Source organism: Micromonospora sp. 15K316, assembly GCF_004348525.1.
In the GTDB taxonomy this organism is placed as follows: Bacteria; Actinomycetota; Actinomycetes; order Mycobacteriales; family Micromonosporaceae; genus Micromonospora.
Map to the genome: position 1 here is coordinate 20,721 of NZ_SMKG01000006.1, position 12,362 is coordinate 33,082.

Annotated in this window: 13 protein-coding genes; 6 read left to right on the plus strand and 7 right to left on the minus strand. The window is 68.4% G+C overall.

The window, feature by feature from the left end; translation table 11 throughout:
• Positions 1-306: 306 nt before the first annotated feature.
• Positions 307-1,413, plus strand: coding sequence for a sensor histidine kinase (locus tag E1211_RS03005; RefSeq protein ID WP_132345116.1), 1,107 nt, complete (start codon positions 307-309; stop codon positions 1,411-1,413).
• Positions 1,414-2,491: 1,078 nt separating this feature from the next.
• Positions 2,492-3,223 carry a DUF1963 domain-containing protein gene (locus tag E1211_RS03015; RefSeq protein WP_165947152.1) on the plus strand — a complete coding sequence of 244 codons (732 nt, stop codon included), beginning with the start codon at positions 2,492-2,494 and terminating at the stop codon, positions 3,221-3,223.
• 215 nt (positions 3,224-3,438) lie between these two features.
• Here E1211_RS03015 and E1211_RS03020 read toward each other — a convergent pair whose 3' ends face one another.
• Positions 3,439-3,723, minus strand: coding sequence for a hypothetical protein (locus E1211_RS03020; protein WP_207915202.1), 285 nt, complete (start codon positions 3,721-3,723; stop codon positions 3,439-3,441).
• A 233-nt stretch (positions 3,724-3,956) separates the two neighbouring features.
• Between E1211_RS03020 and E1211_RS03025 the strand changes: the two genes are divergently transcribed.
• Positions 3,957-4,502 (plus strand): GNAT family N-acetyltransferase, encoded by a 546-nt coding sequence (locus E1211_RS03025; protein WP_256371303.1) that lies wholly within the window; start codon positions 3,957-3,959, stop codon positions 4,500-4,502.
• Between the two features lie 230 nt (positions 4,503-4,732).
• Here the strand turns inward: E1211_RS03025 and E1211_RS03030 are convergent, their stop codons facing one another.
• Positions 4,733-5,422, minus strand: coding sequence for an alpha/beta hydrolase (locus tag E1211_RS03030; protein WP_132345124.1), 690 nt, complete (start codon positions 5,420-5,422; stop codon positions 4,733-4,735).
• Between the two features lie 334 nt (positions 5,423-5,756).
• Between E1211_RS03030 and E1211_RS03035 the strand changes: the two genes are divergently transcribed.
• Positions 5,757-6,032 (plus strand): hypothetical protein, encoded by a 276-nt coding sequence (locus E1211_RS03035; protein WP_132345126.1) that lies wholly within the window; start codon positions 5,757-5,759, stop codon positions 6,030-6,032.
• A 604-nt stretch (positions 6,033-6,636) separates the two neighbouring features.
• Here the strand turns inward: E1211_RS03035 and E1211_RS03045 are convergent.
• Positions 6,637-7,422 carry an alpha/beta hydrolase gene (locus E1211_RS03045; protein ID WP_132345128.1) on the minus strand — a complete coding sequence of 262 codons (786 nt, stop codon included), beginning with the start codon at positions 7,420-7,422 and terminating at the stop codon, positions 6,637-6,639.
• Positions 7,423-7,530: 108 nt separating this feature from the next.
• On the opposite strand from E1211_RS03045, the gene E1211_RS03050 reads away from it, so the two are divergent.
• Both E1211_RS03050 and E1211_RS03055 read left to right on the plus strand, forming a co-directional pair.
• Positions 7,531-8,166: an ABATE domain-containing protein gene (locus E1211_RS03050; RefSeq protein ID WP_132345130.1), complete on the plus strand. Its 636-nt coding sequence runs from the start codon at positions 7,531-7,533 to the stop codon at positions 8,164-8,166.
• A gap of 5 nt (positions 8,167-8,171) precedes the next feature.
• Positions 8,172-8,486, plus strand: coding sequence for a hypothetical protein (locus tag E1211_RS03055; RefSeq protein WP_207915204.1), 315 nt, complete (start codon positions 8,172-8,174; stop codon positions 8,484-8,486).
• Positions 8,487-8,519: 33 nt separating this feature from the next.
• On the opposite strand, the gene E1211_RS03060 is transcribed toward E1211_RS03055, so the two are convergent.
• From E1211_RS03060 to E1211_RS03075, 4 genes are all read right to left on the minus strand, one after another.
• A complete protein-coding gene (locus E1211_RS03060; RefSeq protein ID WP_243709312.1) occupies positions 8,520-9,794 on the minus strand; it encodes a barstar family protein in 1,275 nt (424 codons plus the stop codon).
• Between the two features lie 490 nt (positions 9,795-10,284).
• Positions 10,285-11,229: an NADP-dependent oxidoreductase gene (locus E1211_RS03065; RefSeq protein ID WP_132345132.1), complete on the minus strand. Its 945-nt coding sequence runs from the start codon at positions 11,227-11,229 to the stop codon at positions 10,285-10,287.
• Between the two features lie 121 nt (positions 11,230-11,350).
• On the minus strand, positions 11,351-11,824 hold the full coding sequence (locus tag E1211_RS03070; RefSeq protein ID WP_132345134.1) for a GNAT family N-acetyltransferase: 474 nt from the start codon (positions 11,822-11,824) through the stop codon (positions 11,351-11,353).
• 36 nt (positions 11,825-11,860) lie between these two features.
• Positions 11,861-12,331 (minus strand): GNAT family N-acetyltransferase, encoded by a 471-nt coding sequence (locus E1211_RS03075; RefSeq protein ID WP_132345136.1) that lies wholly within the window; start codon positions 12,329-12,331, stop codon positions 11,861-11,863.
• Positions 12,332-12,362 lie beyond the last annotated feature (31 nt).

The following is a 12,362-nucleotide window of genomic DNA, read 5'->3' on the forward strand; positions in this document are numbered from 1 at the left end:
GGCCCGAACAGCGTTTCCGCCGCCGAGGCCCCTGTCGATCAAGCCCGTCCGGAAGGGACTCGAACCTTAACCTTCTGACCTCGCTGGTCGGGCTAGAGAGGCTGACCTTGATCATGGCCGGTCAGTAGGGTTATCCCCACCCCCGTTCTCGGGTCTTCGGGATCGGTGCGGCGCCCGGGCGGGCGAAGAATCGGCCTCATGGCGTCGATACGAAAGCCGGCCATGCCTGCGCTCGCCGTGGCGCTGTGGACCGTGGTGGCCGGCCGAGAACGGGCAGCCCCGCCCCGGCACCCGTGGCTCGCCGGGGTGTTCATCCTGATGGGGCTCGGGTCGGCGGTGCTGGCGTACGACAATGTCGGCGCGCGGCCGACGCTCGTGCGGCTTGCTCTCGCCGTCGGGGCCGGGGTGCCGCTCGCGCTGCTGCCCCGGCACACTCTGGCCGCCTGGCGGATCGCGATGGTCGCGACCCTCGTCAACCTGCCGGTCGACGTCGCGTCGGGCGGGCTGTCGTGGCCGTGGCATCCTCTGCAGGTCGTGGTTCTGCTCGCGCTGGTGCCGGCGATCGCCGTCCGTCATCGGGCCGTGGTGGTTTTCTGGGCTGCTCTGCTCACCGCCGCGACGATGGCGGGGCATCTCGCGCCGGATCGTCTGCCCGTCGTCCTGGGCTCGGTCGTCGTGCTGGCCGTGGTGGGCGATCAGGTTCGGCGGCGGGTCGAGGCCCAGCGCAGCCTGGCCGCCGAGCGGAAGCTGACCGAGGCCGAGCAGGAGCGCAGCGCCGTGCTGGAGGAGCGGGCACGTATCGCCCGGGAGATGCACGATGTGGTAGCCCATCACATGTCGATGATCGCGGTGCGGGCGGAGACGGCGCCGTACCGGCTGAGCGATGAGCGGGACGCGCGGGATTCCGAGTTCCTCGCGATCGCCGGTGCCTCGCGGGCGGCGCTGCAGGACATGCGGCGGCTGCTCGGCGTCCTGCGCAGCGATGCCGTGGACCCGTCGCTCGTGCCGTCGCCGGGCCTCCGCGACATTTCCGCCATGGTCGGCTCCGCTGCCGAGTCGGGGCTGGACGTCGCACTGAAAGAGTCCGGCGAGGCCAAGGTCGCCCCGCTGGTGGGGCAGACCGCGTACCGCATCGTGCAGGAGGGACTGTCCAACGCGACCAGGCACGCGGCGGGCGCGAGCGTCCGCGTCGAGGTGACGGCGGACGACCGATCGCTGAAGGTCACCGTCTGCAACACCGCCTCGACGCGCGGCGACGGCACGCCGGGTGCCGGGCACGGCCTCGCGGGGATGCGGGAACGCGTCGCCGCTGTCGGGGGAAGACTCGAGGTGGGGCCCGTCCGGGGAGGAGGTTTCCAGATCCGTGCGGTCCTGCCGCTGAGCGGTGACAAGGTGGGCGAGCCGGTCCGTTGACCGGACCTGGTGGCCACCGGAGCGCACTGGCCCATGGACCGGGAGACGGGCCGCCTGCGGGCAGGCTGTCGTGCACACCGACCTCACGAGCCGGGTGGCGACGTCGCCGCCAAACTGGTGGCGCGTCTGGTGGCCGATCACCGCATCGCCACAGGGATGCGCTGATCAGTCCCGTGACCGCCCGGCCGGGCAGTCGCAGCCGTCATGACGCAGCTTCTTCGGACTCAGCTCTGGTGAGGCTCTTGCCGGTTCGGCCATGCGTGCTTGACGAGTGCGGAGATGCGCGCGTTGGAGGGGGCCTGTCCGTCAGTCGGGATGACCGGCAGACGGTGATTGCTTGGCGGGCGCGATATGAGATCGGCGGGAACGAGCTGGTAGCCGTATGGTGGCCGGCCGCCGAGATGCCGGCCCTGCAACTCGGCTTGAGCGCGCATGGCCGCGGTCGTGCGGTGCCGGGCCCGGGACACCTCCCGCTGCGGGTGTACGCCCAGCGGCGCGCATCAGAGCTGGCGCACGGGTTCTCAGAAGGACCTAGGAATCAGCATCACCTCGCCGCGCCTGCTGTAGCCCTCATGATCGGCAGTTGCAGGAGGGCTCGCCGAAAAGCACTGCTGTGGGCGCAACGAAGCGGAGAACGGGGCTCCGCGGATGACGAGTACGGGAAGGGCTTCGCTCCGGTTCGTCACGGTGCAAGTATGAGCTCCGCCCACAGCCTCCTGACCAGCTGAGGCTAGCTCGGTACCGTCCGCAGTCGGGAGGCGCTGGAGTCAACGAAGGCGGCCGCCGGACCGCTGTTGTGGTGTTCTCGTCGGATGTCGGCGTCTCAGCAAGTGCGGGTCGGTCAGCCAGCGGTGGTCGTAGTTCAGGTGGTCCCAGCGGGTCCGCAGCCACTGGCGCCTGGTCGCGCTCGCCGTCCGCGATTGGTACCGCAGCCCATCGGCGAGTTGATGCGCCGCTGCAGCGCGAGGAGCCCCTGGAAGCTGGTGGCAGATGTAGGTGAACATGTTCGCACGCTCACGGCGCTGGACCACTTCCGCGCATGTCGACAACAGTGCAGGGACGCCATCAGCGTCAGGCTATGGAAGACTCGACCGTGATGGATCTTTCGCCTGATGTCCAAGCCATCATCAGGCGTCGGCTGGTGCCGGAGATTGCGGACAGCTTCCTTGCTCTGGCACGGCCTTCGGTCGGATTTACTGTACGGGCCGAGGCGTCTGTGAGCGGCAGCATGATCGGCGGCGCGCCAAGGACCGGGCCATTCGTGTGGCCTGTCTACCGGGAAGCGCCGATGTTGTTGCTGGCGCAAGTGGACTGCGCGCAGATGGCTTCGATCCTAGGCGCGGAGTGGTCATTCCCACGCCAGGGGTACCTGCTGTTCTTTCACGACGAAGAGTTCTCCGCGACCTACGACTACGAGCAGGGCGACGACGGCTGCCAGGTGCTGCACCTGCCGGCCGGGTCCGGAGCAGAAGCGGCCGTCACCATGCCCGCACTGCCGCTGGACGCCACCCTGATGCCGTCTCTACCCGACCTGCGGGATGACGCCGACAAGGCGCTGGGCATCCACATCGTCGAGCTGATCGATCTGTTGGAGGAGCTTCGGCCGTTGTCGCCGGCATCCCGGCATCGGCTGCTCGGCTACTGCGACACCGATACGTCCCACCCGCCAGGGCACCGGCCGCTTCTGCAGGTGGAGGCGGAACCGGGTACGGCGTGGGGCGAGGTCGTCAACGTCTCCTTCTGGATTCCAGACGCCGACCTGCGCGCTGGCCGGCTGGACCGGGTACGCCGCTGCTATGAAGTGGCCTGAGCAGTCACCCATCGATCGGCGGGAGTCGCGCAGCCCAGCGATGGGTGGCGAGGGTCGCTGGTCCGTGAATGGAGGACGGCATCTTGTTGAGCGACGGGATGCACCACGGCCGAAGACCCGGCCTGCCACTCGCGTCTGCTCACCGAGCGCGAACACGGGCGGCCGAGAACGTGCGCGATGGTCTGCAGCAGCCCTGGGAAGGCCCACAGGTCGCGTCAACTGCTCTCGACCGGCGCAGAGCGGCATCGCTCGACCTGCTTGTCGACCTTCTCCATAAACCAGCGCATGACCTCGTACGGGACGTCGCGCTCATCAGCGCTGGAAACGCGGATCAGCGGCTCCTGAGTCGGATCCTCGTCAGGCACCACCGCGATGAGGAAGGCTCGCCCTGGCAGGCGGGTAACGGCGTCCGCGTCGCTGAGCTCCAGGCACCAGGCGTTCACGTCATACGCGAACTGCACCGCGTAGTGAGCCCCGGCATGCTCCATGTTCTCAGCCACGGCAAGACCGTACATCCATCGGTACAGCCAATCGTTCCCCAGACGCCGACACTGCCGACAACGTCTCTCGATGTTCGCGTTTGGGTGTTGGCCGGACGTGCACCGGCACGTCTCGGCATCTGTTGCCGACGTCCGCACCTGTCTGACTGGACCGGCGCTTTCCGGGTTGGCTGAGCAGCTCACCGGCCGGGTAGTCCATCGCGTCTTGGCCGCCGAAATGCTACGAACAGGACGTGCCTAACTTGAGAAGCTCGGTTCACGCCACATCCCTGGAGACTCCGCGGCTGAGGCTGCGCCGCTGGCAGAGCGAGGATTTGGACGGGTTCGCCGCGATCAACGCGCAGCCCGAGGTGATGCGCTACATCCATGACGGCCGCACCCTGGACCGAGCCGCGACAGCGGAGCGCCTGGTCAATTATCAGCGGCACTGGGAAGCGCACGGCTTCGGCCTCTACGCGGTGGAACTCAAGGAGACCGGCGAGCTGGCCGGTTTCACCGGATTGGCGGTGCCAACCTTCCTGCCCGAGATCATGCCGGCCGTGGAGATCGGCTGGCGGCTCGGCCGCGTCTTCTGGGGCCGGGGCCTGGCCACCGAGGCCGCGCAGGCCGTGGTCGCCCACACCCGTGCCGAGCTTGGCCTGCGGCGGCTGGTGAGCATCCACGTCGTCGGCAACGAGGCCTCCGCGCGGGTGATGGTCAAGTTGGGCATGTCGTTGGAGCGCGAGACGGTGCAGCCGGACACCGGTCGCCAGGTCCGGGTCTACGCGATGGACCTGTAGGACAGCAGCGAGACCCCCGCCCGCCGAGCGGACGGCGGCGAGGTGTCCTTCCCGTCGAACGGCTCGTCGCTCCACCGCCACCAGCCTCGTCACCGTCGAGATGGAGGAGGAACTCAGGGACCTGCTCGAAGTAGCGGTGCGCCGGGAGGTTCCGGCCACCGGTCCGCCGGATGATCTGGCGGACCGGTGGCGGAGCGGCGCGAAGGCCGTGCGACGCGGATGGCGACCGGTTAGCGGGACCGGATGATCTCGTCGACCAGCGCGGCGAGCTTCTCCGGCGCGGCCAGGAAGGCAGAGTGGCCGCCGGGCCAACGGCGGGTGGTGGTGGCGTGTGCCGACATCGTCTCCTGCAGCGCGGTCGGGAGGATGCGGTCGTCCTCGCAGACTACGTAGGTGGACGGGATGTCGTGCCACGCGGCCCGGGTCACCGTGCCGGTGAACGACAGCAGGCTCTGCTCGACCAGGTCGGCGACCGCCCGGGCGGCCACGTCCTCGGGTACATCGTGGTAGAGCGCGGAACCCGGATTCTCGGGCAGCGGGAAGAGGCCGCTGGTGTCGGCGGGCACTTCCATCCCGTGCCGGCTGTACATCGACTCGCCGTCGTCGAGCAGGTACGCGGCCAGGAAGATCAGATGGGAGGCATTGCCGGCACCGGTCAGGCCCTGGGCGGTGGGGATGCCACCGTACGAGTGGGCGAGTACGACCGCCGGGCCGTCGATGGCGGCCACCTCGTTCCGGATCACCTCGGCGTCGTCATACATCGACGCGGTCGGGTTCGTGCCGGAACTCGGCAGCGCGGCGACCCGGGTCTCGTACCCGAGTGCGGCGAGTGCGGCGCGGGTGGCGTCCCAGGTCGAGGGGCGGTGCCAGGCGCCGTGCACGAGCACGATCACCGGCCGCCCCGCGTTTCCGTCAGTCATTCTTTGTCCTCTTCGAAACCCGGGTCCGCAGGGGTGCGGACGCCTTCGTCATACATAGTGTCAGACACAGTGTCCGACAGAGTGCCTGAGGCGCCGCCCATGGGGCATGTCACGAGGCCCGCCTCGGCGTAGTCCGACGGTCCGGATCATGTGGGACGACCTGGCCGCGCCGTTCAGCTCCGACGCCAAGATCCTGACCGGCGGGTCTCGTTCACGATCCGAAGGAATTCGCCCGCACGGTCCGCGACCTCGTCCGCGCCGCACCGTCGATCCGGACAGGGGCACACGCCGGAGATCGAGAGCTTGGGGCGGGGGAGGCATGCGGGATCCGGCGATGGAAGACCTGTTGCCCTTCCCCGTCGGGCCGGGCGCGGCGAGGCGCAGCCAGGGTCGGCCGAACACCACGAGGCTGCGGGGAGATGTCTGTCACTCGGGCCGGCGCTCGGCGCAACCGACGCCAGCTGATCGTCGCGACGTCTCGGCTTGGGACACCGCGACCGTGCGGGTGTGGGAGTGGCAGGATGTATCGGCGCTTCGTACGAAAGAGGGGCCGCTGGACTACGTCATGCTCGGCCGTTACGACGAAGTCGATGCTGTCGATCAGCCGTAACAGCGCGTTGACGCGCACCCGATCCGCCGCGTCCAGCGCGGCGGGGGTGAGCCACTGCCGGCCGGCGACGCCGAAGAGAGCCGCAACGTGCGGGTGCAGGCCTTGTTGGGCCGGCACCCGCACGTGTCGGCGGTCCAGGCGCTCCACGCAGTGAGGACCTCGGCGGCCCGCTCACCGGGGAAGAAGAGCGCGCCGCCATGGATTCAGTCGACCGGGAAGAGGTCGACCTCCAGCGCGGTGACGACGCCGAGGTTTCCCTTCCCGCCGCGTAGCGCCCAGAACGGATCCGGCTCGCTCTCCGCTCACCACACGCAGCTCGCCGTCCGCAGTGACCACCTCGATGCGGCGCACATGGTCGGCGGCGTGGCCGAACGTCCGACCGATTGGGCTGAGCCCGCCGCCGAGGGTGTAGCTGACCGCGCCGACAGTGGGGGCCGAGCCGTTCAGCGACGCCAGGCCGTGCTTGGTGGCCTCGTCGATGTCCTGCTGCCAGCCACTCCGGCCCCGATTCGGGCGGTGCGCCGTTTCGCTGCGGTGGGGCAATGTCGCCGGTCACGATGGGGCTGCACCGGCGGTGAATGGCAGCGCTGCCGTCGCGTGGCGTCTACCAGGTGGCGTGGGCCAGCCAGGAGAGTAACCGGTCGGCGGTCTGCCGCCAGCCGGGCTCCAGGATCATGCTGTGCGCCTTTCCCGGCAGGAAGAGGTAGTCGGCACCGAAGTAATCGGCGCTGCGCCGCACAACGTCGGCCGGCACGACGATGTCGTTCTCGGCGCCGACCATCAGCATAGGGCCGCCGAGTCGGGTTCGGTCCACGCTGATCGCGCCACCTGAGGCGACCTCCCAGACCGCCTTGGGCGACTCGTTCGGCATCAGCGAGTGGTAGCGGCGCGCGTCCTTTTCGGTGCAGCCACTGAGGAACCAGTCGTATGCCATCTCGTACGGCATCGGTGGGAACGGCTTGGTCATGTCGATCGGCACCGGCATCGGCTCGTTCCCCACCTCCTGGCAGGCGATCGGCGCGAGCAGGATCTGGGCCACGACGTCGTGGGATTCGGCGTATTTCTGTACCGCTATCGCGCCCATGCTGTGCGCGATCAGGACCGGCGCCTCTGCGGCGTGGGCGACGACCGTCCCCAATTCCTCGGTCACCTCCTGGATCGAACGCTGGACGAACTGTTCCTCCGGCAGCTCCTTCGAGCCGTTGTGGTTGAACCAGCTGAAGGCGTAGCAATGCCGGCCGGTTGCGGCGAAGTAGGGCAGCCAGTTCTCCCAGAGCCAGCTGCCGTGGCTGCCGCCGTGTACGAAGACGATGGGAGCAGCGACCGGCTCGCCTTGGGGGGCGGCATGCTCGATGAACACGCCGTCGATCTGCCGCTGGTGGATCTGCACAGGTACCTCTCTCGGCCCGCCCGCCGGACGTCGAGTCGGGCTCGACCTCCGGCTTGTTGTGGTGTAACCCCTATACCGGTTACATGGCGTGCCGAATATAGTGGGCGCATGTCGACAGCAGCAACGGGGCTGGTCATCTACTCCGCAGAGGGCACGCCGTATGTCTTCGACCCCGGCGCGCTGTGCCTGGAACTCCTCCTCACCGGCGGTCCCGGCGAGCTGTCCCGTTACGAGGTGCTCCACGAACCGGACGATCTGGGCCAGTGGCTCGCACTGTCTCGGCTCGGACTGCCACCGGCCGACCTGCGGGTGAGCCCCGACGACCTGCGGAGTGTGCACCGGCTCCGGGGCGCGCTCTGGCAACTGGCCCGGAACACCGCCCGCGGCGAACCTCGCCGGGCCGAGGACGTGGCCGAGATCAACCGGGTGGCGATGGAGTCGCCGCTGGTGCCGCAACTCGCGCTGAACGTCAGCTCGACCTGGCGGCTTCCGGCCAGCGGGGCACAGGTCCTGTCCACCATTGCCCGGGACGCCGTTGACCTCTTCAGTGGCGAGCTAGCCACCCGAATCCGGGAATGCGGAGACCCCGACTGCTATTTGATCTTCCTGGACACCTCGGCGCCGCGACGCCGGCGTTGGTGCTCGATGGAGACATGTGGCAACCGCAACAAGGTCCGGGCACTGCGTAGCCGACGCAGTGCCCGGACACCAACGCCGGCTACCCCGGGTAGCCGGACGACCTGACTCACATGGCGGAGATCGACATACGGGACCAGACACTGCGCCAGGGCCGGGCTGGTGAGCTTGACCGGCGCATCGTCTCCTTCTACGAGCAGCTGCGTGTCCGCTTTCCGGATCATCCGCCGTACGACCCGGCGTCGCCCTGGATGTCGGCACCTCTCAACGTCGGCATCGACCATGTGAGCATGAGTATCAGCTACTCACCCCGGGGCAGCGAGGCGGTAGATGTCGTCTTGGACTTGGCGGAGCGACACGGCCTGGTCGTCTACGACCCTCAAGGTGACGAGGTCACCGGCTTGCGCGGTGACTATGAGGGTGGCTGACCACTCTTCAGATTGGCGAGTTGTCTCGCCCTTCTAGCGTAGGTCGACCTCGACCTGGTGCTCCGCGAGCATGTCGAGCAGGTAGTCCATGGTGGTCGCGGGATGCAGCAGGCGTCGGTCGTAGTCGGCGACGAGGTGGGCGCGGGCGGTGGCCGAGTCGTGCCACACCAAGCGAAATGGTGTCCGTGCGCCGAATCCGCCGGTGAGGCAGTCGTGGAGGGCGTTGAGGTTCCAGCCGAAGTAGCCGCCGGGGCCGCTGATCGCCTCGCCGATGGCGCAGTAGAACCCTTCGATGTCGGTGATGAATCGGCCGTCGAGGTCGTAGGTGGTGCCGGGCGGCCGGTCCGGCGTACTGGATCGGTGGGCGAGCGCTGCTCCGGCCCACTGGTGGCGCAGGTCGCGGTCGTACCCGGCCCAGAGGTTCTTCTCAGTGGGCTGGCCGGTGTACCAGTGCTCAAGAACACGGAGCAGCCCTGCTGGTAGGGACTCCTGCGGGTCGCTGTCGACGGTCACGTCGAGGAGCCCGGCACCGTACCGCGATGGCTCGCTGGCCTGGATCGTTCCGGACACCACAGCGCCGATCACCCGATTGGTCGAACCGTCGGCGGCGACCATGTGAACCTCGCCCTGGATCCGGCGTCGGCGGAGGCTCGCCTTGGTCGACTGCCCGACCGAGTTCAACGCGGCAAGGAGCGGTGGTTCCGGTCGGCAGCCGAGGAGCCGGACCTGCGGCACCGGTGGTGCGGCCTGCTCGCGGAACACGCCAATGACGTCTCGACAGGTCCCATACGACCGCTCGTCCGGGCCAAGGAGGACGAACTCGGTGACGTCGCCGGGACGTGTCACCGCCTCGGTGCGGTCGTAGACGTGGACGAACCCCTCGAGGTCGAGGTTCACGGTTTCCGGCATCGTTATGTTCGGCCGTTGGGCGATGACGACGACGTCGGCGAGGTACTCGCCCCACCAGCCGGGCGGGATGCCTGGCGGTGGGGGAGGCGCCGTTATCCAGACGGCGTCGAGCCAGGCTCTTTCGGTGCCGAGCGCTTCGGCGGGTAGCCGGTCGAGCAGTTCGGCGAGCGCGCCAGCCGGGGTGCAGCCGACGAGCGTGAACTGCTCCCGCGGCCGGGGCGGCAAATCGACGAACAGTCCTTCGATTTCCGCACACAGCGCCAGCGGTTCGTCGGTCTCGCAGGACCAGTCGAGGCCGACCTCGCCGAGGAGTAGCCAGCGCGGGCGATCGGGATGCTTCCACGTCCACCGCCGCTGCTCCGGCGGAAGGTCGGCACCCGGACCAGCGCTCGTCGTCACGCCGCGACCCTACAAGCCGGATGCGTCGTGCCCGATAGCCTGATCATGGTACGAAGCATGCGCCCCAGGTTCGTCGCAACTCCCTCCTCGCCTCGTGCCAGCTCACCGGACCGCGTCGATTGCTTCTTCGCTGTCGGCGACGTCTGGTGGGTTGAGGACGAGGTGCTGTACATCCAGCGGGAGAACGTCCCGGCCGTAGCGCATCAAGGTCGCCTCGAATGGCGCCGAAAGTGGTAGCGCTATGTTCTCGATGACAGAGGGCACAAGATCGTGAACGTCGGATCGCCCCGTCTCGGCCGGGGCAGGCCCGCTCGCCGTCCGCACACCTGCCCCTCGACGACCTCACCGTCACCGTACGGTGACCGACATCGGAGGGTCACGGAGGGGGACGCGAAACGTTCTGCCCCGGTGAGCCGGGTCTGGTGCCAAGCTTCGCATCGGTACGGGGCGTTCTCTGGTCCACGAGGGCCCGGATACTGCCTCCGGGCTCTCATGAACGAACGCGGATGACCGTCTTCCCCTTGGTCCGCTGCGTCGGGTTGAGGGCGGCTACGGCGTCGTCGAGGGGCGCGACGGTGCCGATGTTCGGCCGCACACGTCCGTCCCGGACCCGCTGAGCGATTTCACCCAGCTGGGCGCGGTCGGATACGACGACGAAGTCGATCGCCAGGCCGTCAGCGGGGCGCGCCTGCGGCGGCCCGGTGACGGTCACCAGCGTTCCTCCGGCTCGGACCAGACCGGCGGACCGCCTCTGGATGTCGCCGCCGATGACGTCGAAGACCAGATCGACTCCGCCGACGTCTTCCAGCGTGTCGTTGTCGAGGTCGACGAACTCGTGCACGCCGAAGTCGACAGCGGCCTGCCGGCCGCTGGCACGTCCGGTGCCGATGACGTAGGCGCCGGCCTGTCGGGCGAGCTGCGTCGCCATCGAACCGACTACGCCGGCGGCGCCGTGCACCAGGACACTCTGCCCCTCCAGGAGGTGGCCGTGATCGAACAGGCCCTGCCAGGCGGTCAGCCCCGCCATCGCGACGCCTGCCCCCACCGTGAAGTCGATGTCGCCCGGCAGTGGTGCGAGGTTGCGTGCCTCGACGACCGTGTACTCGGCGAGGCTGCCGTCGCGTGTCCAGTCCGTGAGGCCGAACACCCGCTGTCCCACCGACAGGCCCGTCGTGCCATAGCTGAGCGCGGTGACCACACCGGCCACCTCGTGGCCGGGGATCGCCGGCGTCCGGTCGCGGCCGAGGCGATCGATCCAGGTCGAGGGCCATTCCAGCTCATTTCCGGTGAATCCCGACGCATGAACTTCGACGACGACATCGCCGTAGTTCGCGCCGTCAAGGCTGGCGAGCCTCGCCGCGTCCGGGTCGGGCCGCTCCGCCAGCGTCATCCCCGCCGTTCCCGCGGCGCGGTCCGTCACCACGATCGCTCTCATCTGCACACCTCTCCGTGTCACTTCTCGCCTGGCCTCCGTTACGACCTGACGGAGGCTCGCCGCTGTCGCTGCGTCGTCATGAAGGACCGCCGACCTGTTGGCCGACTCGAACGACGGACGGCTACGTCACGTCCTTTTCGAACGCCGCGAGCGCCTCGTCGCGGTCGCCCTCCGCGGGTGTGTGCGGGGGGTAGGCGCCGACGCCGGGATGAACCTTGTCGATGAGATCGAGGTACTCCGGGTTGCGGGCGATGAACCTACCCACGACCGGGCAGATGACGGTGATCTTCTTCCCGCTCTCGCGGATCTCGTTCAGCACGCGCGCGATGAGCTCCGTGGCTACCCGATGGCGTCGGTAGGCGGGATCGACCCAGGTCGTCAGCAGCACGACCCGGCCACCCACGAACCGGTACGAGAGCTCGGCGATCGCTTCGGCGCCGAGGGCGGCGACCCAGCGACCGCGCTCCGCGTCGTTGATGACATCGAACTCCCAGCTGGATTCCACTTCGCTGAGACTGGTGGTGTTCACAGCGGCAATGAGCGCCGCGTTGTTCTCTTCCCGGTTGGCCGCCTCGGCCGCGAAATTGATCGTCATTGCCACACTCTCGGTCAAGGGAGCCAATAGGCAGAGTCAGGACAGAGGAGCGCGATCCTGGGTAACTCCCGGGTGCTCAGGGTTGATGAGGTCGGCGTACTCCGGGTTGTGCTCGATGAAGGTGCGCACGATCGGGCACATGACGGTGACCGTCTTGCCTTGCGCGCGCACGTCGTCCAGCACGCGTCGGATCAGCTCGGTGGCGATGCCCTGTTTGCGAAACTCAGGGAACACCAAGATGGCCAGCAGCACGAGCCGGTCGTCTCCGGCGACGTTGTAGGTCAGCCCGGCCACCTCTCGGTCCCCGACGATGCCGTCGTAGATGCCGAGTTTCTCGTCGTTGACGACTCGGAGGTCGAACGCGGAGGCGTGGGGATCGTCGACCACCTCGTCGATGAGGATGGCCTGATCCTGGCTGAGGGTGCCTTTCCCGTCGGGGTGCTCGAAGGCGTGGCGGGTCGGCTCGGTCGGGTCGGTCATGGGGGATACGTCCTCGTTGATGGTCATCAGATCACTTCCGGTCGTGACGGTAGTCGTA

What these genes read in the sequence shown, in the direction of transcription:
- E1211_RS03015 (WP_165947152.1), top strand. Translation starts at nt 2,492, where the DNA reads ATGGAAGACTCGACCGTGATGGATCTTTCGCCTGATGTCCAAGCCATC.
- E1211_RS03030 (WP_132345124.1), bottom strand. Translation starts at nt 5,422, where the DNA reads ATGACTGACGGAAACGCGGGGCGGCCGGTGATCGTGCTCGTGCACGGC.
- E1211_RS03035 (WP_132345126.1), top strand. Translation starts at nt 5,757, where the DNA reads ATGGAAGACCTGTTGCCCTTCCCCGTCGGGCCGGGCGCGGCGAGGCGC.
- E1211_RS03050 (WP_132345130.1), top strand. Translation starts at nt 7,531, where the DNA reads ATGTCGACAGCAGCAACGGGGCTGGTCATCTACTCCGCAGAGGGCACG.
- E1211_RS03055 (WP_207915204.1), top strand. Translation starts at nt 8,172, where the DNA reads ATGGCGGAGATCGACATACGGGACCAGACACTGCGCCAGGGCCGGGCT.
- E1211_RS03065 (WP_132345132.1), bottom strand. Translation starts at nt 11,229, where the DNA reads ATGAGAGCGATCGTGGTGACGGACCGCGCCGCGGGAACGGCGGGGATG.
- E1211_RS03070 (WP_132345134.1), bottom strand. Translation starts at nt 11,824, where the DNA reads ATGACGATCAATTTCGCGGCCGAGGCGGCCAACCGGGAAGAGAACAAC.
- E1211_RS03075 (WP_132345136.1), bottom strand. Translation starts at nt 12,331, where the DNA reads ATGACCATCAACGAGGACGTATCCCCCATGACCGACCCGACCGAGCCG.